The organism is Polynucleobacter sp. MWH-UH19D (assembly GCF_040409795.1).
Taxonomy (GTDB): Bacteria; Pseudomonadota; Gammaproteobacteria; order Burkholderiales; family Burkholderiaceae; genus Polynucleobacter.
Genome location: NZ_CP099571.1, coordinates 1,469,102 through 1,493,827 on the forward strand (window position 1 = coordinate 1,469,102; position 24,726 = coordinate 1,493,827).

Annotated in this window: 26 protein-coding genes; 3 read left to right on the forward strand and 23 right to left on the reverse strand. The window is 45.2% G+C overall.

Going from position 1 to position 24,726, the window contains the following annotated elements; genetic code table 11:
• Window positions 1-5: 5 nt before the first annotated feature.
• The 8 genes from NHB34_RS07435 to clpB form a co-directional block, all read right to left on the reverse strand.
• A complete protein-coding gene (locus NHB34_RS07435) occupies window positions 6-425 on the reverse strand; it encodes an OB-fold domain-containing protein (RefSeq protein ID WP_353427011.1) in 420 nt (139 codons plus the stop codon).
• Window positions 422-1,603, reverse strand: coding sequence for a thiolase domain-containing protein (locus NHB34_RS07440; RefSeq protein WP_353427012.1), 1,182 nt, complete (start codon window positions 1,601-1,603; stop codon window positions 422-424). Before NHB34_RS07440 ends, NHB34_RS07435 begins: the two co-directional genes overlap by 4 nt.
• Before the next feature lie 35 nt (window positions 1,604-1,638).
• Complete coding sequence (locus NHB34_RS07445; protein ID WP_353428576.1) at window positions 1,639-2,286, reverse strand: 3-oxoacid CoA-transferase subunit B; 648 nt, start codon at window positions 2,284-2,286, stop codon at window positions 1,639-1,641.
• Window positions 2,287-2,300: 14 nt separating this feature from the next.
• Window positions 2,301-2,972, reverse strand: a complete 672-nt coding sequence (locus NHB34_RS07450) for a 3-oxoacid CoA-transferase subunit A (protein WP_353427013.1) — start codon at window positions 2,970-2,972, stop codon at window positions 2,301-2,303.
• 64 nt (window positions 2,973-3,036) lie between these two features.
• Window positions 3,037-3,477 (reverse strand): HIT family protein, encoded by a 441-nt coding sequence (locus tag NHB34_RS07455; protein ID WP_353427014.1) that lies wholly within the window; start codon window positions 3,475-3,477, stop codon window positions 3,037-3,039.
• Window positions 3,478-3,580: 103 nt separating this feature from the next.
• Entirely contained in the window at window positions 3,581-4,879 is a 1,299-nt protein-coding gene (aceA, locus tag NHB34_RS07460; protein ID WP_353427015.1) for an isocitrate lyase, read from the reverse strand.
• Window positions 4,880-5,149: 270 nt separating this feature from the next.
• The gene (locus NHB34_RS07465; protein ID WP_353427016.1) at window positions 5,150-6,394 is read right to left on the reverse strand and encodes an MFS transporter; all 1,245 of its coding nucleotides are present in this window, start codon (window positions 6,392-6,394) and stop codon (window positions 5,150-5,152) included.
• A gap of 48 nt (window positions 6,395-6,442) precedes the next feature.
• Window positions 6,443-9,046, reverse strand: a complete 2,604-nt coding sequence (gene clpB, locus NHB34_RS07470) for an ATP-dependent chaperone ClpB (protein WP_353427017.1) — start codon at window positions 9,044-9,046, stop codon at window positions 6,443-6,445.
• Window positions 9,047-9,152: 106 nt separating this feature from the next.
• On the opposite strand from clpB, the gene NHB34_RS07475 reads away from it, so the two are divergent.
• Window positions 9,153-9,407: a GIY-YIG nuclease family protein gene (locus NHB34_RS07475; RefSeq protein WP_353427018.1), complete on the forward strand. Its 255-nt coding sequence runs from the start codon at window positions 9,153-9,155 to the stop codon at window positions 9,405-9,407.
• On the opposite strand, the gene NHB34_RS07480 is transcribed toward NHB34_RS07475, so the two are convergent.
• Window positions 9,408-10,127: a sulfite exporter TauE/SafE family protein gene (locus NHB34_RS07480; RefSeq protein ID WP_353427019.1), complete on the reverse strand. Its 720-nt coding sequence runs from the start codon at window positions 10,125-10,127 to the stop codon at window positions 9,408-9,410.
• Between the two features lie 62 nt (window positions 10,128-10,189).
• On the opposite strand from NHB34_RS07480, the gene fnr reads away from it, so the two are divergent.
• Window positions 10,190-10,960 (forward strand): fumarate/nitrate reduction transcriptional regulator Fnr, encoded by a 771-nt coding sequence (fnr, locus tag NHB34_RS07485; protein WP_353427020.1) that lies wholly within the window; start codon window positions 10,190-10,192, stop codon window positions 10,958-10,960.
• Between the two features lie 4 nt (window positions 10,961-10,964).
• On the opposite strand, the gene NHB34_RS07490 is transcribed toward fnr, so the two are convergent.
• From NHB34_RS07490 to NHB34_RS07535, 10 genes are all read right to left on the reverse strand, one after another.
• Entirely contained in the window at window positions 10,965-11,225 is a 261-nt protein-coding gene (locus NHB34_RS07490) for a hypothetical protein (RefSeq protein ID WP_353427021.1), read from the reverse strand.
• Window positions 11,222-11,425: a hypothetical protein gene (locus NHB34_RS07495; protein WP_353427022.1), complete on the reverse strand. Its 204-nt coding sequence runs from the start codon at window positions 11,423-11,425 to the stop codon at window positions 11,222-11,224. Before NHB34_RS07495 ends, NHB34_RS07490 begins: the two co-directional genes overlap by 4 nt.
• A 30-nt stretch (window positions 11,426-11,455) precedes the next feature.
• A complete protein-coding gene (gene ccoG, locus NHB34_RS07500; protein WP_353427023.1) occupies window positions 11,456-12,913 on the reverse strand; it encodes a cytochrome c oxidase accessory protein CcoG in 1,458 nt (485 codons plus the stop codon).
• A 21-nt stretch (window positions 12,914-12,934) separates the two neighbouring features.
• On the reverse strand, window positions 12,935-13,861 hold the full coding sequence (gene ccoP, locus NHB34_RS07505) for a cytochrome-c oxidase, cbb3-type subunit III (protein WP_353427024.1): 927 nt from the start codon (window positions 13,859-13,861) through the stop codon (window positions 12,935-12,937).
• Complete coding sequence (locus NHB34_RS07510) at window positions 13,858-14,016, reverse strand: CcoQ/FixQ family Cbb3-type cytochrome c oxidase assembly chaperone (RefSeq protein WP_353428577.1); 159 nt, start codon at window positions 14,014-14,016, stop codon at window positions 13,858-13,860. Before NHB34_RS07510 ends, ccoP begins: the two co-directional genes overlap by 4 nt.
• 29 nt (window positions 14,017-14,045) lie before the next feature.
• A complete protein-coding gene (gene ccoO / locus NHB34_RS07515; protein ID WP_353427025.1) occupies window positions 14,046-14,696 on the reverse strand; it encodes a cytochrome-c oxidase, cbb3-type subunit II in 651 nt (216 codons plus the stop codon).
• 10 nt (window positions 14,697-14,706) lie between these two features.
• The gene (gene ccoN, locus NHB34_RS07520; RefSeq protein WP_353427026.1) at window positions 14,707-16,149 is read right to left on the reverse strand and encodes a cytochrome-c oxidase, cbb3-type subunit I; all 1,443 of its coding nucleotides are present in this window, start codon (window positions 16,147-16,149) and stop codon (window positions 14,707-14,709) included.
• 166 nt (window positions 16,150-16,315) lie between these two features.
• On the reverse strand, window positions 16,316-16,495 hold the full coding sequence (gene ccoS / locus NHB34_RS07525; protein WP_353427027.1) for a cbb3-type cytochrome oxidase assembly protein CcoS: 180 nt from the start codon (window positions 16,493-16,495) through the stop codon (window positions 16,316-16,318).
• Between the two features lie 9 nt (window positions 16,496-16,504).
• Window positions 16,505-18,949, reverse strand: coding sequence for a heavy metal translocating P-type ATPase (locus tag NHB34_RS07530; RefSeq protein WP_353427028.1), 2,445 nt, complete (start codon window positions 18,947-18,949; stop codon window positions 16,505-16,507).
• A 4-nt stretch (window positions 18,950-18,953) separates the two neighbouring features.
• Entirely contained in the window at window positions 18,954-20,189 is a 1,236-nt protein-coding gene (locus NHB34_RS07535; RefSeq protein ID WP_353427029.1) for an MFS transporter, read from the reverse strand.
• Window positions 20,190-20,276: 87 nt separating this feature from the next.
• Between NHB34_RS07535 and NHB34_RS07540 the strand changes: the two genes are divergently transcribed.
• Window positions 20,277-21,245, forward strand: coding sequence for a tripartite tricarboxylate transporter substrate binding protein (locus tag NHB34_RS07540; protein ID WP_353427030.1), 969 nt, complete (start codon window positions 20,277-20,279; stop codon window positions 21,243-21,245).
• Window positions 21,246-21,251: 6 nt separating this feature from the next.
• Here NHB34_RS07540 and NHB34_RS07545 read toward each other — a convergent pair whose 3' ends face one another.
• From NHB34_RS07545 to NHB34_RS07560, 4 genes are read right to left on the reverse strand one after another with little or no spacing between them, the layout of a single operon-like run.
• Entirely contained in the window at window positions 21,252-21,575 is a 324-nt protein-coding gene (locus NHB34_RS07545; protein WP_353427031.1) for a hypothetical protein, read from the reverse strand.
• Entirely contained in the window at window positions 21,572-22,948 is a 1,377-nt protein-coding gene (locus NHB34_RS07550; protein WP_353428578.1) for an acyclic terpene utilization AtuA family protein, read from the reverse strand. The genes NHB34_RS07545 and NHB34_RS07550 overlap by 4 nt, the downstream gene beginning before the upstream one ends.
• A 9-nt stretch (window positions 22,949-22,957) precedes the next feature.
• The gene (locus NHB34_RS07555; RefSeq protein ID WP_353427032.1) at window positions 22,958-23,713 is read right to left on the reverse strand and encodes a 2OG-Fe dioxygenase family protein; all 756 of its coding nucleotides are present in this window, start codon (window positions 23,711-23,713) and stop codon (window positions 22,958-22,960) included.
• Between the two features lie 26 nt (window positions 23,714-23,739).
• Entirely contained in the window at window positions 23,740-24,708 is a 969-nt protein-coding gene (locus NHB34_RS07560) for a tripartite tricarboxylate transporter substrate binding protein (RefSeq protein WP_353427033.1), read from the reverse strand.
• Window positions 24,709-24,726 lie beyond the last annotated feature (18 nt).

The following is a 24,726-nucleotide window of genomic DNA, read 5'->3' on the forward strand; positions in this document are numbered from 1 at the left end:
AAAAATCAGGCGGGCTCAAAGAGATGGGTTTTCTGACCATCTTGCGTTTCTTGAAATACCACTTTCACTTTTTGCCCAACCCGAATGGAATCAAAATCGCAGTTGGTAAGATGGGTCAACATAGAAATCCCTTCTTGCAATTTGACATATGCCATTGCAAATGGAACCTCAACACCACGGCGCATGACGGTATATGAGTAGATCTCCCCTAGTCCTGCAGATTTAACCCAAGTCGTGTCATCGCTACCACAATGCGGACAAATGGTTCGCGGATAGTAATGCGCCTGATTACAAGTATTGCAATGTTTTACCAGTAACTCACCAATCTGCGCAGCATCCAAAAAGGGTTTGTTCTCGGGATTCGCAATAGGACTTGGCAGTCGATGCTCTGAATGCTCTGAATTTTTTTGATTCACTTGACTCATTGCAATCTCCCCATAATTAATACCGAAGCGCCGTGACGAGTGCCTAACGCCCCACCAATACCAGAGGCTAATGCAAACTCAAGGTTTGGTACTTGCACATCTGGATGCGCCTCACCACGCAACTGTCTAACTGCTTCAATAACTTTAGTCATACCACCACGATTTGCTGGGTGGTTATTACATAAGCCACCACCATCTGTATTAAATGCTAATTTTCCTTTGCCAGAGATAAGCTGACCGCCTTCAACAAACTTGCCGCCCTCCCCTTTTTTGCAGAACCCAAGATCTTCCAGTTGAATCAATACTGTAATGGTGAAACTATCGTAAATAGAGGCATAACGAATTTGTTCTGGCGTCAGCTTTGCCTCCTTAAACGCCAAAGGTGCCGCCCATTTCAATCCTGAATAAGTTAAATCTACCTTGCCACCCATTTGACCCTTGGTTGTTTCGCCCGCACCCATCATGGTTACAACGGGCTTCTTTAGCGTCTTAGCAATATCAGGATGAACTACTACCAAAGCACCGCCACTATCGGTCACTACACAGCAATCAGCACGATGTAATGGATCCGCAATCATCGGCGAATTGAGAACATCATCCACTGTTAGAAGATCTTTTAAAGCAGCATTGGGATTATGTTGCGCATGATGGGATGCTGCCACCTTAATCCAAGCCAATTGTTCACTAGTGGTACCAAACTCATACATGTGACGCATTGCGCACATGGCATAGGTATTTAATGGTGCTGGTGAATAGGGTTTCTCAAAGGCAAAGTCAGGAGCGCTAGCCCATTGACTACGGACCTGCGTACCACTCGATCCCTCAGACTTGGGGCGTCCCGCCAAAGTAATGAGCGCAACCTTACATTGACCGGTAGCGATCGCTCGAGCTGCATGATTAACATGGGTTAGGTAAGACGATCCACCAGTATCAGTAGAGTCAAGATAAGTTAATTTTTTTAGGCCCAAATAATCTGCCATGGATACAGGACCCATTCCAGGCGCATCTCCAGCACAGAAATATCCATCTACATCATCCAAAGTGAGACCTGCGTCTTGCAAAGCACCTCTAGCAACTTCGGCATGCAACTGTGCCACTGTATGGTTTGGCGCAACCCTCAACGGGTGCTCATAAATACCTGCTATGCAGGCATCGTATTTATTAGTTGTAAATGACATGGGTGATTAACGCCTTTCTTAATGAGTCATCTCACTTAACCTGCAAACCCTTGAATCATTGGCACACCACTTAAGGTTTGTAAGTCCTCAAAGCTCATACCTTCTACCCAATCAACTGCAACAAGACCTTGAGGCGTAACCGCAATAGTTGCTAAATCGGTATAGATACAGTCAACAGCAGCGAGAGCAGTTAAGGGGTAAGTGCACTCTTTGACCAATTTAGATTCACCCGATTTGGTGAGATGCTCCATCATCACAAATAGTTTCTTCGCACCCAAAGCCAAATCCATCGCGCCGCCAACCGCCGGAATTGCTTTTGGATCACCTGTGCGCCAATTTGCAATATCACCCTTGACAGAAACCTGAAAGGCGCCCAAAACGCAGATATCAATATGGCCACCACGAATCATGACAAAAGAATCTGCATGATGACAAAGTGATGCGCCAGGCAACATAGTTACAGGTTGCTTACCCGCATTCACCAACTCTTCATCAATCTCATGATCTTTTGCAAGCGGACCCATACCAAGCAGTCCATTTTCAGAGTGCAACAGGATCTCTTTATCTGATGGCAGGTAATTAGAAATAGTCATTGGCTGACCAATGCCTAAATTCACATGCGCACCATCAGGAATGTCCTGAACAATTCTTTTTGCAATGTCGGCTGTTGTGCGTTTTTGCACTTTGGAGAGATCAATCATGATTTACCTCCTACAAGCACGACTCGTTTTACAAAAATTCCTGGCGTAACAATCACCTCGGGATCAAGTTGACCCAACCCCACAACTTGATTGACTTGTGCAATAGTGCAACGCGCGGCAGTTGCCATAATCGGGCCAAAGTTGCGACCGGTTCGGTGATAAGTCAGATTACCCCAACGATCACCTTTGTCGGCTTTGATTAGTGCATAGTCTGCTTTAATTGCCACCTCAAAAATATGATCAATACCATCAATCACGCGCGTATCTTTTCCATTAGCCAACTCCGTGCCAAAACCAGTGGGTGTATAGAAGCCACCAATACCAGCTCCGCCTGCGCGTATACGTTCAGCTAATGTACCTTGTGGAACTAACTCCAGCTCAATTTTTCCGGCACGATATAAGTCATCAAAAGCACCAGATTCTGGCTGACGAGGAAATGAACAAACTACTTTTCTAACCTGACCATTAGCAATTAACTTCGCAATGCCAATCCCAGAATTTCCAGCATTGTTACTAATGATCGTGAGGTTCTTCGCGCCCTGCTCTGCAAGTGCATCCAATAAATAAATTGGTAAGCCCGCTCCACCAAATCCTGAAACCAAAATAGTTGAGCCATCAGCAATATCCTGGACGGCTTGCGCCACTCCAGGAATAATTTTATTAATCACTTCTTGTCTCCAGATTTTTTATTATGGGCACTGCTTTTCAGCTTTGCGCTGATTTTCTAATAATTTAATACATTTGCGAAATGGCATCGCGAATCACCTCGGGCAACCTCTTAGCCAGCAATCTTCTAGCCTCAAGTGAGGCTTTAGAAGTCTCTCTGACCTTGGCTGACCATGGCGACCCTGGAAAATAAGCATCATCTTGATATCGCGGTATCACATGCCAATGAATATGGGGGACCATATTCCCCAAGGTGGCGAGATTGACCTTATCTGGCTCCATCACCTCACGAATCACCTCTTCAACTGCAAATACTAAGGACATGATGTGCTCACGCTCACCATAGGTGAGATCTGACATCTCAGGAACATGTCGATTCCAAATCACCCGACAAAACCCAGGCAAATCAGGATCGTTCACCATAATTACTCGGCAGTCGTCACCACGCCAAATTAACTCACCCTCTTCAGGCTTGAGTCCATCCTTACAAAGTATGCAATCAGTCATTCAATGAATGTAAACGAAAACGGCATCTAAGTCACCCTTGTGGGGTAATTTAAATGCCGCGGCAGTAAGGGTGTTACTGCTACTACAGACTACTTAGGGATTCTTAGTGGAACTGTTCTTCTTCAGTAGAACCAGTCAATGCTGTAACAGATGACTTACCACCTTGGATAACAGTCGTTACATCATCAAAGTAACCTGTGCCAACTTCTTGCTGGTGAGATACGAAGGTATAACCACGATCACGCGCAGCAAATTCTGGCTCTTGTACTTTCTCAACATAAGCAGTCATACCACGCTTAGAGTAGTCTTGCGCCAAGTCGTACATGTTGTACCACATTGAGTGAATACCAGCGAGAGTAATGAACTGATACTTGTAACCCATCGCGCCCAACTCACGTTGAAATTTTGCAATCGTTGCATCATCCAAGTTTTTCTTCCAGTTGAAAGATGGTGAGCAGTTGTAAGCAAGCATCTTGCCTGGGAACTTAGCACGAATTGCTTCAGCAAATTGACGTGCAAAATCCAAATCAGGCGTACCAGTTTCACACCAAACCATGTCAGCGTATTCAGCGTAAGCCAAACCACGTGAAATCGCTTGATCCAAGCCCTTACGAGTCTTGTAGAAACCTTCAGCAGTGCGCTCACCAGTCAAGAATGGCTTGTCATTTTCATCATAATCAGATGTCAACAAATCAGCAGCCTCAGCATCGGTACGGGCTAGGATGATGGTTGGTACACCCATTACGTCAGCAGCCAAGCGAGCTGCGATCAATTTTTGCACTGATTCACCAGTTGGTAACAATACCTTGCCGCCTAAGTGGCCACACTTCTTAACAGAAGAAAGCTGGTCTTCAAAGTGAACGCCAGCAGCACCTTGCTTGATCAATGCTTTTGCCAATTCAAATGCATTCAATACACCACCGAAACCTGCTTCAGCATCAGCAACGATTGGTGCAAAATAATCGATATAACCTGCATCGCCAGGGCCAATACCTTTAGCAGTTTGAATTTCATCTGCGCGCTGGAATGAGTTATTGATACGCTCAACCATCTTTGGAACAGAATCTACTGGGTATAGAGATTGATCTGGATACATTGCTGCATAAGAGTTGCCATCAGCAGCAACTTGCCAACCAGATAAGTAAATCGCCTGAATACCAGCTTTAACTTGTTGCATTGCTTGACCACCTGTCAATGCACCCAAGCAATTTACATAAGCTTCATTGTTAACGAGGTCCCAGAGCTTTTCTGCGCCATGCTTTGCTAATGTGTAATCAATTTTGAGTGAACCGCGAAGGCGTACAACATCCTCAGCTGTATATCCACGTTTAATACCTTTCCAACGTGGATTGGTATCCCAATCCTTCTGAATTGCTGCAATTTCAGCTTTGCGATCTGCCATGTTTTTCTCCCTAAGTTAAACAAGTAATTCAAAAATTTGAAGATCTTTAAGACCGATTTAAGTCTTATGTCTTATATAAGAGTTTAGAGAGATACAAAAACCAAGCAAGCCCTATTGAAAACTTTCTATAAATTATTTAATTCTTTAATTTCAATTACTTATAAAGTAATTTTTATAATGTGGAATGAGTATCCGCTCTACGAAACAAGATCCTTGCTCTTGTAATCCACTGCATTTTACGGAGTGTAATGATATTTCATATTATGAAAATTATTTAGCCAGACTCTCAACAGGAGCCCCAACATTTCGGACCCTAAATACGGTTGGAATAATCATCAACTGAAATAGCGCAATACCCATGAAAAGCGCCTTTGGCAGCCCCGCGTCCATAAAGAAGCCAAAGATAAATGGCCCTACAGCTGCGCCCAAGTCAATTCCTGAATACACAATGCCGTACACCCGACCTGCAACACCCTTTGGAGTTGCTAGCTTCACTAACAAGTCTCTTGAAGGAGCAATCACACCATAGCCAAATCCAAGGGCGCAAAAAATAATTGGGATGGCTTGCAATGAAATGAATCCAGTGGCAAGCAGCAGACACAGAATAATTGTTATCGATAAAAAACTCGACACGATTCGCTCTGGGCTATGAAGCTTGGCTGCTAAATATCCGCCAACCAGAACACCCGCTGCACTTCCAAGAGCTAAAAGTGTTAAGTAGTAATTACCAACGTTCACAGGTAACTCATAAATCTTCAAGAGCGCACTGGGCGAAAACGATTGCAAACTTGAAGTAGAGGCCATGCTAAAGAAAAAGAATCCCCAGCATAACCAAACTGCTTTCAACTTTAAGAATGCAAACATACCTTCTGGAGCTGAACCTGCTAGAGTCGATTGATGATCTTGTTTCCCTTGCTCATGCCGTTCTTTAACGTCATCAACCAGCTGATTCTTATTCATCCAAAGAATCAGCAGAATCATTGCTTCTAATAAAGCCGCTGATATAAAAGCGATTCGCCAATCTGTAAGCTGCGCAATTCCCACCATGAATGCTGGCGCTGCAGCCCAACCTAAGTAACCTGTTACGCCATGCATAGAATAGGCATACGGCAAATTTGGCGGAGAGACCTTGTGGTTTATGAGCGTGTAATCAACTGGATGAAAGATGCCATTGCCACAACCGGCAATTATTGCGCCCATGACTAACATCAAATACCCATTGCTTTGGGAGTAAACCGAGGCGGCTATAACCAATAAGCCAACCCCTGCAAAAAGAACGGGTCTTGCTCCTATGCGATCAACCAAAAATCCTGAGGATGCTTGAACCACACAAGAAACCACAAAGAAGATGGACATCAATAGTCCCAACTCAGCGTAATTGAGTGCGAATTCAGCTTTCAACCACGGAAACATCGGTGGAAGAATGAGATGGAAAAAATGGGAGCTGCCGTGCGCTAGGCTAATCAGACTAATAACCCGGACATCACTGGCACGCCCACTGAGCGCAACAGTCATGTACCGAGTGTACTAGCGCAGGATGATTCCTGCAAAAACAACTAAGGTTTAATGCACTTGGCGGGTAAAACTGAACTCGCCATTCTTATCCACATCAACTGGCACAACATCTTTCGGGCCAAATTTGCCTTCAAGAATCATCTTAGAAACAGGATTCTCGATGTGCTGTTGAATTGCACGCTTTAATGGTCGCGCACCAAAGATTGGATCAAAACCTACTTCAGCAAGTTTGCTTAAAGCTGCGTCACTTACCTCGAGTTGCATGTCGACTCTTGCTAAACGCTCTGACAAGTTTTTCAACAAGATTTTGGCGATATTAGCGATATTGTCCTTGCCTAACCCATGGAATACAACAATCTCATCAATGCGGTTTAAGAACTCAGGGCGGAAATGATTCTTTAGTTCCCCAAAAACCGCTTCCTTGATTTCGGCTTGTTTCTTATCCGCCATAGATTGGATTAACTGCGAGCCAATATTGCTGGTCATCACAATCACAGTATTCTTAAAGTCTACCGTACGACCTTGGCCATCAGTTAGACGTCCATCATCGAGCACTTGCAGTAGCACGTTAAAGACATCTGGATGTGCTTTTTCGATTTCATCAAACAAGATCACGCTATAAGGATGGCGACGCACCTGCTCAGTCAAGTAACCGCCCTCCTCGTAACCAACGTAGCCAGGAGGCGCGCCAATTAATCGAGCAACACTATGCTTCTCCATGAACTCACTCATATCGATACGAATTAAATGGTCTTCGCTATCAAATAAGAAGCCAGCCAATGCCTTGCAGAGCTCGGTTTTACCGACACCAGTTGGTCCTAAAAACAAGAATGATCCATATGGACGATTCTCTTCGGCCAAGCCGGCACGAGAGCGACGGATCGCATCAGACACAGCGCGTATTGCCTCATCTTGACCAACTACACGCTTATGCAGTAACTCTTCCATCTTCAGCAGCTTGTCACGCTCACCTTGCATCATCTTCGACACAGGAATGCCTGTTGCACGAGAAACCACCTCTGCAATTTCTTCTGCGCCAACTTGCGTGCGAAGTAGCTTGTTCTTCACTACACCATCTTTGTCACCCTTAGCTTCTGCTGCGGCTGCTGACTTGAGCTTTGCTTCTAGCTCAGGCAATTTTCCGTATTGCAATTCAGCAACCTTTTCAAGCTTGCCCTCACGTTGTAACTTAGCAATTTCAGCGCGCACTTTTTCAATCTCTTCCTTCAAATGCGCAGCACCTAATACAGCGCCTTTTTCTGCCTTCCAGATCTCTTCCAAATCGGCATATTCAGCACCAAGACGCTTAATCTCATCCTCAATCAAAGCCAAACGCTTTTGCGATGCCTCATCCTTCTCTTTTTTCACCGCCTCGCGCTCAATCTTGAGCTGAATTAAACGGCGATCAAGCTTATCCATTACTTCGGGCTTGGAATCAATCTCCATACGAATGCGTGAACCTGCCTCATCAATTAAATCAATCGCCTTATCTGGCAAGAAACGATCAGTAATGTAACGATGGGATAACTCGGCGGCAGCAACAATTGCTGGATCGGTAATTTCAATTCCATGGTGAAGTTCATAACGCTCTTGCAAACCACGCAAGATCGCGATCGTCGCCTCAACACTAGGTTCTTCCACCATCACCTTTTGGAAACGGCGCTCTAGGGCAGGATCTTTTTCAATGTACTTGCGATACTCATCTAAAGTAGTTGCGCCAATGCAATGTAATTCACCGCGCGCCAAAGCAGGCTTAAGCATATTGCCAGCATCCATTGCGCCATCACTCTTGCCTGCGCCAACCATCGTATGAATCTCATCAATAAAGATGATGGTCTGACCTTCGTCCTTAGCGACATCGCTCAGAACCGCTTTTAGGCGCTCTTCAAATTCGCCACGATACTTCGCGCCCGCCAATAGCAATGCCATATCCAACACCAAAACACGTTTGTCTTTCAGCGTCTCAGGCACTTCGCCGTTCACAATGCGTTGTGCCAAGCCTTCCACAATTGCAGTTTTACCTACACCTGGCTCACCAATTAAAACGGGGTTATTTTTACCGCGTCGTTGCAGAATCTGAATCGTGCGACGAATTTCATCGTCGCGCCCAATGACGGGGTCGAGTTTACCCATACGAGCACGCTCTGTTAAATCCACCGTATATTTTTTCAAGGCCTCACGTTGACCTTCAGCATCTGCACTATTCACCGACTCTCCTCCGCGGACTAAATCGATCGCCGCTTCAAGTGATTTACGATTTAAACCATTCTCACGAGCCACTTTCCCAAGCTCGCCCTTATCTTCAGCCACTACCAGTAAAAACAATTCGCCAGCAATGAACTGATCATTACGTTTATTTGCCTCTTTTTCACACAAGTTAAGCCAATTACCAAGATCACGACCTACCTGAACCTCGCCACCTGTGCCTTGAACTTCTGGCAGGTTATTGATGATCTTTTCAACACCCTTCTCTAGACCAGAAACATTTACCCCTGCTCGGGTAAGCAAACTCTTAGCGGCGCCATCCGAATCGCGCAACATTGCCAACAACAAATGGGCTGGTTCGATATATTGGTTATCTTTAGCTAAAGCAATGCTCTGAGCTTCGCTCAAAGCCTGCTGAAATTTCGTGGTTAATTTATCTATTCTCATTTTTATTGCCTCAAGTATTCCGTATATTTATATCTATAGAATATAAGGGCTATATTGCGAATTTCAAGGCTTATTAAAGGCCTTTTAACCCAAAATTGACATCATTTTGACCTGGTGTGTTTACCTTCTCGAGTGCTCAGATGGCACTTACTATGCCGGCATAACCAACCGTCTCGAGCATCGCATTAATGCCCATAATCTGGGCCAAGGTGCTCGCTATACGCGGTCTCGGGGGCCAGTCAAATTATTGGCCACCCAAGAGCATCCAGATCGATCTACAGCATCTAAAGCTGAGGCGCAATTAAAACGTCTTGCCCGCTCAGAAAAATTGGCATTCTTTGCATCTGCAGATAAAGCGTAGTTATGAGAGGCAAAAGCCTCCTTTAAGCAATGCATCCGATAAAGTCCATGCCCGATACAAACCGAATCCTGCACCAACAAATAGTAGGGAAGCAGCAAAATACCGAACCCATGCATATTGCCCAAACTGAGTTAATGCCGCAGAAAACTTCGAGATCAACAGTAGATTGGGCAAGGTACCCAAACCAAAAGCGAACATAATGGCTGCGCCAGTCCAAATATCGCCAGACAAAAATGCTAATGGCAATACCCCGTATACCAAGCCGCAAGGAACAAGGCCCCACAACATTCCACTAAACCAACGAGATGGACTATTGGCAAAACGTCCAAGATATTTAGCCCAATAATTTGCGATTTGAGCGCCGAGCCATCCACCACCAATTCGCGTACTAGACCCACCCACATTCAGTAAGCGCACTCCCATCACAAATAGCAGGATAGAAGTAAGTACAAATAAGGCGCGTTGAATAGGCAAAACATTCTGCTGCCAAACCACCACCCCAATCCAAGCGGCAAAAGCACCCAACAAAACATAGGTACTAATGCGGCCCAAATGCATGATCAACTGGTCATATAAAAGCGCTGATTTGGTCTTTAATGGCACTTGAGATGCCGTGGGTCGCTCAATCGCGGCCGCAATGCCTCCGCACATCAGGGCACAGTGCCAGCCACTGACAAGGGCGCCCAAAAAGACGGCGGTTAAAAGGCTGGCGGTCAACATATAAAAGGGGTAAAAGCATCCATTGCCCTAGTAGAATAAACTGTCTGCATAATTAGCCCAATATGAATTACAAACCTACCGATACCCCTACCAGCAAATGCTCGGTTTGCGTTTTGGGGCAATTTTGCCTCCCGGTTGGCTTAAGCTCAAGTGATGTATCCAAAATTGATACCTTGGTTAAAGAGCGGGTGCACCTTCAAAAAGGCGAAAGTCTCTATCGTCATGGCGATCCTTTGAGTTCAGTCTATAGCGTGCGGTTTGGCACTCTCAAAACCGAATACTGCCTTCAAGATGGTCGTCAACAAGTCATTGGCTTTCACCTTCCTGGTGAAATCTTGGGGCTCGATGGCATTGGAGATGGCCACTACCAATCTGATGCAATTGCACTTGAAGAAAGCGATGTGTGCATTATTCGTTACGAAGCTTTTGAAGATCTAGCACGACAAATTCCTGTTTTACAAAATCAATTTCATCGCATCATGAGCCGCGAGCTCACCCAAGATCAGCGTCACCTTCTCTCGCTTGGCACAATGCGGGCAGAAGAACGACTAGCGGCATTTTTATTAAGCCTGTCACAACGCCTTGCTGCACGTGGTTATTTAAATAACGAGTTTGATCTGCGCATGAGTCGTGTAGATATCGGCAGTTACCTTGGCATCCAGATAGAGACTGTCAGCCGCATGCTCTCACGTTTTGCTGAATCTGGTCTTATTCAAATTAAACAACGACATATCAAGCTGATTGATATGAACGGTCTTTATGAATTAGCAGGGATACCCAATCCCGATAGGACTACCTGCGTTAGTGCTGACATCCCCGTAAAACAGGCATAAATACTTAAATTAATCCGCGGTCGATTTCTTTATTTTCTGGTGATTCAATGCCTGGCAGAATATATGCAGTTAAAGCGCTAGAAACCGCGCAAAAAGTCCAGATAATAAAAAATCCAATGGTGTAAATTCCTTCATCAGATAATTCTGGATGGTAGCCAAAGAACAGCAAATCTTGTGGATGGATAACGGTAAATAACAGACCCTCAGCCATACCTGCGACTAAAAAAGAGGGCCACAAAATCCAAATGAGTAAGCGATATTTCATTTGTGAGCCTGCGTATCTTTAAGTTGCTCAACCTTTAAACCTTGTTTAACTACACCATCGCGTAATGGCTTATCTGCATACAGATTTACCGCAAGCCAAATCGTAATGATGCAACCAACCATCGCAACCGCAGGGCCGCTAATCAAGAGCCAAGGCCACAACTGCTTCCACCAAGGCTTGCTAATCTGCTGTTCGGTCATATGCTTGCTCTCCATCTTTTGCTTACTAGCTTAACGAGGAATAATAAAGCTTGATTTCTCTTCGCGTTTTCTGGTAATCATTTCATCACCAGAAAGCTCCTGAGCCACGACATTAAAATGAATGGGGTAATTTCCAGGCTGATTAACGCCAATATCTGTACTTACCTTAATAGGCATTAATAAATTACTTGCTGGCGCTACTTCAATCTCGGTAACAACCTGCCCTTGAGAATTAAGGACTTTTAACCCTTCAAGACCAGTCGCCTTCACAGCAACATTCATATTATTTTCAGATGCATTCATGATCTGAATGCGATAGATATTCTCAATACGCACGCCCTCTACCTCACGCGCTAATGCACCACGATCACGCATGACATCGACACGCAAAGGGTTTCGAGTTGCCAAAGAAAATAAGAATGCAGAAGCTAAAAGCGTGATAAAGCTGGTGTAAAAAATTACTCTTGGTCGGAAAATGTGTTTGATGGCACTTTGATTGGACTCTTTATCCAACATTGCTCTCTCAGTGGTGTAGCGGATCAAGCCTTTTGGATAGTCAACCTTCTCCATGACCTGATCACAGGCATCAATACAAGCGCCACAACCGATACACATGTATTGCAAACCATCCCGAATATCAATGCCCGTTGGACATACTTGCACACAGATACTGCAGTCGACGCAATCACCTAAACCCAAGGCCGCATGATCAGCAGACTTGCTGCGACTTCCACGAGGCTCACCACGCACTTTGTCATAGGTCACCAAGAAGGTATCTTTATCAACCATGACGCTTTGGAAGCGGGCATAGGGGCACATGTATTTGCAGACCTGCTCACGCATGAAGCCTGCATTACCCCAAGTTGCAAAGCTGTAAAAGCATAACCAAAATGTTTGCCATGGCCCAAGCGACAAATGCAAAATCGCTGCACTCAATGTTTCAATCGGAGTGAAGTAACCAATGAATGTAAAGCCCGTCCAAAATGCGATCAACAACCAAAGAAAATGTTTGGTGATCTTGAGGCGCCACTTTCTGAAACTCCATGGCCACTCTTCACCATCTAGACGAATACGCGCAAAACGATCACCCTCTACCTTGCGTTCGATCCACATAAAGATCTCGGTATAGACCGTCTGTGGACATGCGTATCCACAAAATAAGCGCCCAGCCACTGCAGTAAACAAAAATAATGCTAAGGCTGAAAGTATTAAAAGTAATGTGAGGTAAATCACATCCTGCGGCCATAACACTAAACCGAAGATATAAAACTTACGCTGAATTAAATCAAAGAGAACTGCTTGGCGACCGTTCCAACTAAGCCAAGGAAGACCATAAAAAAGGAGTTGAGTGGCGAATACTAAGATGAAACGCCAACGGGCAAATAAGCCCGAGACTGAACGCGGGTAAATCTTTCGCCGGACCTCGTAAAGAGATTCCTCTATTACCTCTATTGGAACGGGCTTTCCACCCGGCGAATTCTCTGACACTATTACTTCACTTACCCTATTTTATTTGCTTGCTGGAGCCTGTTTATTGTTTGATAGACCCCATACATAAGCCGTCAATAACTGAATCTTTTCAGGGCTTAACACCTTATCCTGAGCAGGCATCATCGCCATACGACCCTTAGTGACTGTCTCAACAATAGTGGCTTCAGAACCACCATACAACCAAACTTTATCCGTCAGGTTTGGAGCGCCCAAAGCAATATTGCCCTTACCATCTGGACCGTGACATGCTGCGCAGTTTGCTTTAAATACTTCTGCGCCACGCGCTACCTTGAGGTCATCTGCTGGTAAGCCAGATAAGCTACGCACATAATTAGCCACATCCACAATTTGCTTAGCATCCAATTGTGGAAACGGAGGCATGACACCACCGCGACCATTGGTAATAGTCGTTTTGATATTTTCAGGTGAACCACCATACAACCAATCGCCGTCGGTTAAGTTCGGGAAACCCTTGGAACCGCCCGCATCTGAACCATGGCATTGTGCACAGGAATTCAAGAACAAACGTTGACCCATCTCACGAGCTTGAGGATCGGCAGCAACTTGCTCGATGTCCATCTTCACGTATTTTGCGTAGACTGGCTTTAATTCATCGTTAGCTGTAGTCATCGACTTCATTAATGCGCCATCAGTGCTATAGCCCAATACACCTGGATATGAACCCAATCCAGGATATAAAACTAAATAAACCAATGCGAATATGCAAGAAATTAAGAACATCCACATCCACCAACGTGGCAATGGATTATTTAATTCACGTAAATCATCATCCCAAACGTGACCAGTATCGTCCACCTGACCATCCGGCTTCAGCGTTACCTTAGTCTTACGTTGAGAAAATAATAGCCAGATGCACCATACAATACCGACCAAAGTTACTAAGGCGATATAGGCACTCCAACCGGCACCAAGAAAGTCACTCATGATTTATCCTTACTGAATTCATCGGGTAGATCGAACGGAAGTTCTGCGGACTCTTGATTGGCAGGCTGTCTTTTTGCAGACCATGCCCACCAAACAATTCCTAAAAAAACTACTAAGCCAAGCACAGTAGATACTGCTGAGAGGTAGGGTGCGATATTTTGCATAATTTCCCAGTTACTAAGAATTACTTAGCAACTACCTCATCAACAATGATGTATCTACGATTTACACCAAGACCTTGCAAGTAAGCCACTAAAGCATCAAGCTCTGTCTTACCTTCCAATTCTTTAGGCGCATTCGCAATATCTTCGTCGGTATATGGCACACCGAGACGACGCATTGCCGTCATATGCGACTGAATAGTGCTTCCATCTGCCGCATTTTTTGCTAGCCATGGATACGCAGGCATATTTGATTCAGGCACAACATCCCGTGGGTTGTTTAGGTGAATCTGATGCCATGCATCGGAATAACGACCACCGACACGCGCTAAGTCTGGACCAGTGCGCTTACTGCCCCAAAGGAAAGGGTGATCAAATACGGATTCACCAGCCAATGAATAGGGACCATAACGCTCTACTTCAGAGCGCAGCGTACGAATCTGCTGTGAGTGGCAACCTAAACAACCTTCACGCTGATAGATATCGCGTCCCGCTAAACGCAATGCGGAATATGGGACAACCCCAGGGCTTGGCTCTGTAGTGGAGTGCTGGAAAAATAATGGAACGATCTGCACTAATCCAGCAATAGAGATTGCTGCGATCGTAGCAACAATTAACCAACCAGCATTACGCTCAAGCGTTTCGTGGGAGAAAAATCGACGTTGTTCTGACATGTTCTTTTCCTTAGTGAGCAGCAATAGATGCTTGTGGAATCTCAGCATCAATAAATTTTTTGTTAATCACTGTCTTGTATACGTTGTAAGCCATGATCAACATGCCGCCTAGGTAGCAAAGACCGCCCAACAAACGAATGACATAGAAGGGATAAGTTGCTTTTACAGACTCTACAAAGCTGTATGTCAAAGTGCCGTCTGGTTCAAATGCTCTCCACATCAAACCTTGCATTACGCCGGCAATCCACATAGCGGCGATATAGATCACCACACCAATCGTAGCTACCCAAAAATGCAACTCAATTAACTTGGTGCTGTACATATCTTTTTGGCCAACCAGGCGTGGAATGAGATAGTACAAAGAACCGATCGTGATCATCGCTACCCAACCCAAAGCACCAGAGTGCACGTGACCAATTGTCCAGTCTGTGTAGTGAGACAAGCTGTTCACAGTCTTAATAGACATCATTGAACCCTCAAAGGTAGACATGCCATAGAAAGACAAGGCGACTACCAAGAACTTGAGGATCGGATCACGACGCAGCTTATGCCATGCGCCAGATAAAGTCATGATGCCGTTGATCATGCCGCCCCATGAAGGTGCCAACAAAATCAGTGAGAACACCATACCCAAAGATTGAGTCCAATCAGGCAAAGAGGTGTGTTGTAAATGGTGAGGACCTGCCCACATATAGGTGAAGTTCAATGCCCAAAAGTGAACAATTGACAAACGATATGAATAAATTGGGCGCTCAGCTTGTTTCGGAATGAAGTAATACATCATGCCCAAGAAGCTAGTAGTCAAGAAGAAGCCCACCGCATTGTGTCCATACCACCACTGGATCATTGCATCTTGTGCACCAGCATATGCTGAGTAAGACTTAAACAAACTCGCTGGCATTTCGATGTTATTAACGATATGCAAAACTGCAATCGTCAAGATATAGGCGCCGAAGAACCAGTTAGAAACATAAATATGTTTGGTTTTGCGCTTGATTACCGTACCAAAGAACACAATCGCGTAGGCAACCCAAACAACCGTGATTAATAGATCAATTGGCCACTCTAGCTCGGCATACTCTTTAGAAGTAGTGATTCCTAATGGCAAAGTGATTGCCGCAGAGACAATCACCGCCTGCCAACCCCAGAAAGTAAAGGCCGCTAATTTGTCACAGAAAAGGCGCACCTGACAGGTTCTTTGCACGATGTAATAAGACGTTGCAAATAAGGCCGAACCACCAAAGGCAAAAATCACGGCATTGGTATGCAATGGACGTAAACGGCCATAACTAAGCCAAGGAATATTAAAAGTGATTTCAGGCCAAATTAATTGCGCAGCGAGGATAACCCCGACGAGCATACCAACAATTCCCCATAAAACAGTAACAATGGCAAATTGGCTGATGACCTTGTAATTGAAGGTATCTTGATTACTCCCCACGGCAAGTCCCATGGTTTCTCCTTTTTCTAACCAAACAGCGACATAATCCAAATAGACTGGATTGATTATCAAATTAAGGCTTTAGAGGCAGTTTGATCTATATCAAAAAGGGTGGGGCAAAATCAGAGCCCAATAAATAGACCGACTTAGTTGCTTTATAAGCTATTGTTTTATATAACTATTTATTAGAGTGATCACTAACTTTTTGTGGCTTTGGAACATCATCATCCATCAAGATTGACTCTCCTGGACCAGTCAAATCATCAAACTGTCCACTTTTTACTGACCAGCGCAAAATCCACGCCAATAAAGCGATCAAAAGAAGTGAAAGGGGAATCAAGATAAAAAGGCTTTCCATCCCGACAGTCTATGCCTTTCTCAAACGCCAGGCATTTAATGTGACCGCCAGAGAAGAGAGAGACATCCCTATCCCGGCAACCCAAGGATTTACTAAACCCAGCATTGCAGCTGGTATCGCCAGGACGTTGTAAATCAGCGCCCATATTAGATTCTGCTTAATGATGAGCTGAGTCTTATCTGCCAAGGCCAATGCTTTTGCCAAAGGCTCAAGCGAACTTGCAGTCAAGATTGCATCTGCACCAGCAGCTGCAAGTGGCGCGCCCGCGCCTACTGCAACAGAGACATCAGCACGCGCTAGCAATGGAGCATCATTTACACCATCTCCAATTGCCCAGACAAGACGTCCTTCTTTTTGCAAGGCTTCAATGTAATCAAATTTATCTTCTGGTGTACAAGTACCACGATAATTTTCAATGCCTACTTGATTTGCCCACCAAGCTACAGTTTGCGTATTGTCACCAGACACTAAGTGCACTCGAATATTTTTTCTCTTCACCGCCTGCAATAGATTTTCTAAACCTGGCCTTGGTGTGTCTAAGAAAATAAAACTTGCAATGACGCCTTGCGCATCGGCCAAATGCACTTGACCATATTGCCCACAAGAAGAATCTGAAATGTCCTGCTCCAAGCCCAGCCAATGGGCACTTCCAAGGCGATATGAACCAGAACTCAAGCCCTTGCCTAGTAAGTTATTCACTGGCTCAGATAGAACTACAGAGGTAATATTTTCTAATTCCACAGCGCGCAAGATAGATAAAGCCAGTGGATGTTTTTGACCTACCTCCAATGCCCCTGCAATTGCTAAAGCATCACGCTGAAGAAAACCTATGCGCGCAATCACAATCTCTTTGAGCTCGGGCTGACCCATCGTCAGCGTACCCGTTTTATCTAAAACTAAATCCTGTGCTTTTGATAAACCATCTAAAACATGACCTCGCACAATGAGTAAGCCCAGCTTTGTTATGGCACCTTGAGCTGCTGCGAGTGCCGTTGGTACTGCGAGTGAGAGTGCGCACGGACAACTGGCTACTAAAACCGACACCAAAACAGTCCACGCCTGACTCGGATCAAAATATAACCAGACGCTTGCCGATACAAATGCACTGAGCAGAAGAAAGCTAACAAAATAAGCAGTCCATTTTTCAGCAAGGCTCACCATTACTGGTTTAGCTAGCAAAGCTTGATCCAATAAAGCAGCAATACCTGCAATGCGAGTAGACTGCCCAAGCGCATCAATCCGCATAATCAAGGGATTGAGAATGTTGTGTGTTCCCGCATAAACGCGATCTCCAATTTTTTTCTCGACTGGCTTTGACTCACCCGTTAGCAAAGACTCATCCAAAGAGCTGGCATGCTCGACCAAGATACCGTCGGCTGGAAGAATCTCGCCCGGCGAAACGCGCAAGAAATCACCGGGGTTGCAATTAACTACAGGCACCACAGTGACTGCTTTTGACTGCGGGTAATCATTGAATCGCTCACAGGTTGCGGGAAGTTGTTTAGCTAATGCTTCTGCACCACCTTGTGCGTCCTGTCTTGCCAATAGCTCTACATAACGCGCAGCCAGAATGAATGCCACAAACATCGTGATCGAATCAAAGTAGCTCTGACCAGACCCCTTTATCAAATTAATTGTGCCAGCAGCAAATGCCAGAAATAATGCCAGGGCAATAGGCACATCCATGCCCAACATGCGTGTCTGTCTAAATGCATGAATACTGCGCCATGCCGCCTGAAAGATTGGTCCCGCTGAATACAGCATCACAGGTACTGTCAGGGCCCAGCTTGTCCAACCCAACAATACTTCAAACTCAGGAGTGATATCAGCACCTACATAGCTTGGCCATGCGTACATCATGACTTGCATCATGCCTAACATCGCTACGCCTAGCCGCGTTAATAATTGACGACGTTCTTTTTTAGATCGCTCTATCGACAGCGAAGGCTCAAATGGCCAAGCCTCATAACCAATACGTTCAATCTCAAATAGCAAGCGAGCAAGACTGGTTTTCTCTGGCAAGAATCGCACAATCACTTTCTGTGTAACGTAATTGATTTGCACTTCTTTCACGCCAGCAATTCTTCTAAGGTGCTGCTCACATAACCAAACACAAGCAGCACAACGGATTTTCTCTAAACGCAAGGTTGTCTCTAGCCCACCATCATTTCCATAAGGCCGAGTAAAACGCGCGCGCAACGACGGATCGTCATAGGGCTTCAGATTTTCAGGAATTTCATTCCCAGCAAGATAGGCTGCGGGCTTTTCACTCGATTGCGCACGTCGTGCATAAAAAACTTCAAGCCCTTCACCATGAATCGTCTGCGCTATTGCCATACAGCCTGCGCAACAAAACTGACGCTCCACCCCATCTAACTCAGCCTCAATAAGATCGCCCGGCAAGATACTGCTTGAGCAGTGATAGCAATTAAGTGAAGCGCCGCGACTCATCATTAACCTAAGATCTAGTCTTATCTACCCAGCCACTACGACGCTCATAGATGACAAATAAAACGCCCCAAACCACCACGGCCGCATAAGCCCAAACCCAGGCTACTGAAGATGAGCGCGAGCCCGCTATATCTAAGACAAAGCCAAAAATTGCGGGGCCCATTAAGCCACCACCAAATCCCATCAATGAATGTAGACCCATCGCAGCACCCTTGATGTTTTCTTGTGCGCTAATCACTAACCCTGCAGTTAATGTTGAAGAATCAGCCATGATGAAAATAGCATGCCCAATCGCCAAGCAAACTATCAACCACCAAGAGTAACCAGTAGATAAAGCCAAAGCGATACCCATAACAGCACTGGTCAGCATCACAATACAAACCCACTTTTGTCGACCAACTCGCAAAGCGATTTCATTACCGAGAATGGAAGAAGGTACGCCAAAGAAATTAATTACCCCAGCTAATGTTGTAGCGGTTAAAAAGAAACTTTCTCCAGAGGCTGTTGCACAGAACGCAAAAAAAGCAACGATCCAACTTCTAGAAGCAAACAACTCAAGGGAATGCGCCGTATAACCAAAAATAAATCCCGATGCCTTTTTATCCATTAGGACCAGCTTCCATTTATCCACAGGAAATATGTCATGCAAACGAATGCGAATAGGTCCCTTCCACTTTTCATGTGCAAGCGGCGGGATACAGAAGAGCACGATTAAAAATGCTGAAAAAGGTCCTAGCGCAATAATTCCGAATACATAATGCCAGCCCAAGGAATTCAAAATCCACCCTGAGCAGAGATAAGAAAAACCCGTACCAATTCCAAAAAATGCTGTGTAAAAAGCAATATGCCTGGTTAACTCCCCTGACTGGATACGATCAGACAGTATTTTTAGTCCAGGCATATAGGTTCCAGCAAGACCGGCACCATTGATCGACATAAATAACAGGGCAGTCCAAAAGTTATGCGCTAAGAAGCCCATGCCCAATAGACCTAAAGTTGCGGAAAGACCTCCAACCAAATACACCTTACGGGCATCAACGCGATCGGTCAGCGCTGTCGCCAGGGGCACCGCCAACATATAGCCAAAGAAAAAAGCGCTCGCAATTAAACCGGATTCAAGATTGCTTAAATGCCACTCCTCTTGTAAAGGAGCCAAGACTACGGCGTAGCAGGCAAAACCCAATAAGGCGCAGGTTTGCGCCATAAGCATAAAGGGGGTATAGCCGACCGATTTAAAGCGCATAAAGTACCGATAAAAACGTCAGCTCATTCTACTCTCGCCCAGATGATCTAGACCCGCTACACTAATAAAAACGAGAACGGAGACCGTATGAAAAACACAATCATTAAATATCTTGCCATTGCATTATTTGTACTTGGCAGCCCGCTAACTTTTGCGGATAACTATCCCTCTAAGCCCATCAAGGCTATTGTTCCCTTTGCCCCAGGTAGTGCAACCGATCAAATAGGCCGAGCATTTGCCGCCAAGATGGCTGAATCCCTTGGTCAACCAGTGGTTGTCGAAAACCGACCTGGAGCAAACGGCATGATTGGCGCTGATGTAGTTGCCAAAGCACCCGCTGATGGCTACACCCTGCTGTTTGGAACCAATAGCACGAATGCCGCACTGAAGAGTTTAGTCAAGAATCTACCTTATAACCAAGATACGGCCTTTACACCCATTGGTTACTTTGGCTCAGTACCCCTCATTGTTGCAATCAATAACGATGTGCCAGCTAAATCATTAAATGGTTTTGTATCGATCGCTAAAGCTAATCCAGGGAAAATGACCTTCGCTTATGCCAGCACTTCTCAGCGAGTCTCTTCAGAAATGCTAGCGAATGATGCTGGCATCAAAATGACTGGCGTCTCTTACAAGAGTGGTCCTAATGCGATGACTGATCTCATTGGTGGACAGGTAACCATGTTCACCGCAGACTTTGCTGTAACCCTGCCACAGGTTCAGGCGGGAAAAATTCGGGGGCTAGCAGTAACCTCGTTAAAGCGCTCACCAGCAATCCCTGAATTACCAACCGTGAATGAAGCGTTAGGCATTAAAAATTATGAATTGATTGCTTTCTTTGCCGCTTTTGGGCCAGCAGGAATGCCCAAAGACATCGTTATGAAACTCAACAAAGCTATTAACGATGCAGCTAAATCAAAAGAATTAACAGAGCGCTTTGCCTCTTTAGGATTTGAGACGCAACCTGGCAGCCCTGAGGCGCTAGATCAAAAAATTAAGTTTGAAACTATAAAGTGGGCTAAAGCAATTAAAGCTGCTGGCATGGAAGCAGAGTAAAAACTTTTAGCTTGCATCAATTTCCATGGATAAGAGCCAATAAGAAAGGCTCTTACCATGAGAATCCAAATTTAAAGAAAGATTGACGCCACCATCTAATAAGTCGTCAATAACAAAATTGAGTGCCTGCAAATTAGGTAAGTCATAACGCTTTACCGCACTAGGATGACGAAATCCAAAATGGGCTTTAACCTTCTCTTCTGTTAATTCTCTTTGCAAGATAGAAAAGTCTTCTTGCCGATACGCAATCACGCTGATATTTGAGCGAGATCCTTTATCTCCCGTGCGAGCATGGGCAATTTGATGAAGAGGCGTTAGATGTTTTTTCATTTGTCATCCCGCTCTGCATAAAAAACATACGAGGGCTTTATTTCCGCCCGAGGAATCAGGGCAACGAGAGTATTGAGCCTTGGCTTAAGGCTGGTTCTCACACCACCACCGCCAGCCGGACCGCACGTATACAAAGCAGTGACTTCAAGACACACTCGCATGGCAAGCTGCCGGTCCTGATGAGCTGCAGCAACGCGAAGGCGGATATCTTCGTAAGTATTTGAAGTATTTAATACAGGACCTTCGCCAGCATCACTGGCAAAGATACTAGACGATCCAATGAAGTCGATTCTAAGAATCAAGTCTTTACCAATTCGTTCACGAATAATTTGCGCCGCTAATTGTGCACGCTCAAGAGCGTGATGCCCCGCATATGAAATCTCAGCCTCAGCTAACCAACCACCATCAATGCAAATATTTGCTTTTAGGCAATCTGGTTTTGGGTGTCCTTTGACTCCAGATAACTGAACGCAGTCATTTCCCAGATCATGAATTTGGGCCGCAGTAATGTCAGCAACCACATCGGGAGTCAAATATGCGGCAGGATCATGTAGCTCATAGAGCAACTGCTCCGTTACCGTTAAGCGATTAACAATGCCGCCACTACCCTCAGGCTTTGTAACGCAAATATTGCCTTGTGAATCAAACTCCACAATTGGAAAACCAACGTTACTTAAGTTAGGCACATCTTTGTACCCTGGATCTGAAAAATATCCACCAGTAACTTGTGCACCACATTCCAGCAAATGCCCAGCCATAGTGGCGCTTGCCAAGAAATTCCAATCATCCCAGCGCTTTTTGAAATAAGCCATCAGTGGTCCTACAGTAAGCGCAGGATCAGCAACACGGCCAGTCACCACAATTTGAGCACCAGCATTCAGTGCGTCTGCAATTTCTTTAGCTCCAAGGTACACATTTGCGCTAACCATTTGACTACGTTCCAATAGCGCTCGATCTAACTCTGTAAGATGCGTTTCAATGATGCTGTGATATTCAACTCCAGAAATATCATCACCCAAGACCACTGCAATCTTTAATTCTGGTAGGTTTTTTTGTTTTGCTAAGCGCGCAATCACAGAAGCTGCAGCATAGGGATTAGCAGCACCAAAATTACCAACAATCGGAATGCCCGCCGTTACACAATCAGACAAAATGGGCTCAATCATTTCTTCAAGCAAAGGCTCATAGCCCAATTGATTATTTTGTCGGCGCTCTAACTGAGCAAGAGCTAAAGTTCTTTCGGCCAGACTTTCAAAAATAAGGCAGGCTGGGCCACCATGATGCATCAATGAATTAACTAGCGGCTTTGCAACCCCTAAACGATCGCCTGAGAAACCAGCAGCGCAAGCTACGCGATAAATTTCTGACACGATTAAATCAAATTATTGTTGACTGCGGTTGGGAGAGTCTTGAAAACCATTAGATCTGAATGTAAGAACCAAAGTATCACGGTATCCGTAATCCGCAAGAGGCTGAATCGGGGTAGATTCATGAATCATGCGCTCGTCATTCATTAATAGCAAAGACCATGGCTGAGTTAATGTAAACCGCAATCCAGCAGAACCTTTTGCATCGAAGATTCGGGTTTCGCCACCCTTAATACCCACGCGATCCAACAGAAAGACCGCAACAAAATCTACTCCATCGCGGTGAGCGCCTTCCGGTGTTGGACGACCAATTCCATCAGCAGTATCAATTCTGAACTGATGCGCCTCAACAAACCATGTCTTTACGGGCTTTAAACCGCTCAAAAGATTCGCAAGACCAAGAAGTACGCTCTGCCAAGCTGAATCATTTAACACCACTGGAAGAATTGGCTCAAACCAACGCTCTATCCCACCATGTAAGGCGTTGTAGTCAAGGGATTGCCAATGGGCACGATGGGGCACCAAATTCAGGGTTTGATTTTGAATCTCCAGGCTAGCGTGACGACGAAAACGATAACGACCCCCATCTTTAAGATAGGGGTCTCGTGGCAAACCTTCCCAATATTGCGAGAGATTCTCCAAACTTGCTAGTGGCACACCACTAATTTCTGCAACCGTTTCAGACGAAGCCACTACATAACCATTGCGACTCAAGGCTTGAGCAATTTCTTTTGCTGGAGTCAGCTTAGGTGAAAGAATAGTGGCATTCATGGATTGATTGTAGGACAAGCAAGCATTTAATCGAGTTGAGCGCCTGATGCCTTCACTATTTTTGCCCACTTAGATAACTCATCCTTGAGTAACCCTGGAAGTTTTGCAGGAGGTACTGGGCTTAAATCCAAACCTTGCGCGATTAATTTCTCACGTACATCCGGCTTAGCCATTGACTTATCCATTGCAATCTGAATTTTCTTCACTACATCAGGTGGGGTGCCAATTGGAGCAAATAATGCAACCCAAACCTCCCCCACACAATCAGGGTATGTCTCTGCAATCGTAGGAATCTCAGGCGCTGCACTAGAGCGTTTTGCCGAGCTAATTGCAATTGCTTGAAGCTTGCCAGCTTTAATGTAGTTCAATGCAGACGGCAAGCTAGCAAACGCCAAAGGAACTTGACCACCAAGAACATCATTAATTGCAGGCGCCACACCTTTGTAGGGAATGTGCTGCATGTCTACGCCGGCACTGGTATTTAGCATCGCACCCAAAAGATGGCTAATGGTTCCATTACCAGCGGAAGCATAAGATAACTCACCTGGTTTCTTTTTGGCGGCAGCAATCACCTCTGCCAAGGTCTTATATGGTGAGCCAGGTGGCGATACTAAAACATATGGCGTTGCCCCAATGTAGTACAGAGGCACAAAATCATTTACAGGATCAAAACCCGGATTCTTATACAAAACAGGATTGATAGCCTGAGCGCTATTAATTGTGAGCAATAAGGTGTAGCCATCTTTTGCAGATCGAGCAACACTTTGCGTACCAATATTGCCTCCAGCCCCTGGGCGATTTTCAACCACTACTGAGCCGCCTATCGCGTCGCCAAATGCTGGCGCAATCAAGCGCGCCACAATATCATTCGTTCCTCCCGCTGCTTGAGGAACCACCAAAGAAATTGGCTTGTTGGGATACGGTTGTGCAGCCAAAGATACCGAAAGAATTAAGCCACTCATCAGAACGGCAACTTTCATCATGAATTTATGCATTACCTTGTCTCCTACTTT